This is a genomic window from Dietzia sp. HMSC21D01 (genome assembly GCF_001815995.1).
Taxonomy (GTDB): Bacteria; Actinomycetota; Actinomycetes; order Mycobacteriales; family Mycobacteriaceae; genus Dietzia; species Dietzia cinnamea.
In genome coordinates this window covers 1-832 of record NZ_KV824163.1, presented here as the reverse complement: position 1 = coordinate 832, position 832 = coordinate 1, and the positions used below count along the sequence as shown (strand labels likewise).

Genomic DNA, 832 nt, shown 5'->3' with positions numbered 1-832 from the left:
CGTCCCCGCCGAGACGGAACAGCGTCGCCGCGGCCGTGTCGATGGCCGCCTCGGCGACGCGCGCGTCGTCGAGCAGGTCGCGGGCGCGCGCGGCGAGGTCGGGTCCGTCCGGCGTGGCCATGCTGAGGTGCCTGTCAGTCGACGACGACAAGGGCCAGCCCGAAGTCACCGGCGTCGTCGGTCCACACGGGCCCGCGGAGGAAGCCGTGCCCCGCGAGTTCGTCCATGAGGGCGTACGGCTCGAACTTCCGCGCGATCTCGGTGCGGATGCCCGCCCCGACGTCGAGGGTCCGGGAGCGCCCCAGCGTCGGGAAGTCGATGCGCACGTCGCGGATGGCCCGCAGCCACATCTCGATCCTGCTCTCCTCGGCGTTCCACACCGCCTCGTGCCGAAAATCCCTGCGGTCCAGGCCCCGGGCCTCGACAGTGCGGGAGATGACGTCGAGCATGTTGAGGTTGAACTCCGCGGTGACACCGTCGGCGTCGTTGTAGGCCGCGACCAGGCGCGCGGGGTCCTTGACCAGGTCGAAGCCCAGTCCCAGGCGGTCGCCGGGGTCCATGACGCCGCGCAGCATGTCGAGGAAGTCCGCACGCTGGGCTTCGCTGAAGTTTCCGACCGTCCCGCCGAGGAACAGCACGAGCCGGCCGCCAGGTTCGCCGGGCAGGGGCCCGTCGAGGGCGGTGAGGTCGGCGACGACGGGCTCGACCCGCAGGCCCGGATACTCGGCGGCGAGGGCGCGGGCGGAGTCGAAGAGCATCTCGGTGGAGATGTCGACGGGCACGAAGAGCGGCGACGCCTCGGCCGCCGCGCCGGCGGGAGGGGCAGCGCCGG

The 832-nt window shown here is 72.8% G+C and carries 1 protein-coding gene; it reads right to left on the bottom strand.

Annotation, left to right across the window (positions count from 1 at the left end; genetic code table 11):
- Positions 1-134 precede the first annotated feature (134 nt).
- Positions 135-832, bottom strand: a 698-nt coding sequence (locus HMPREF3086_RS17160) for an L-histidine N(alpha)-methyltransferase (RefSeq protein ID WP_141764155.1), incomplete at its 5' end; no start/stop codon positions are given.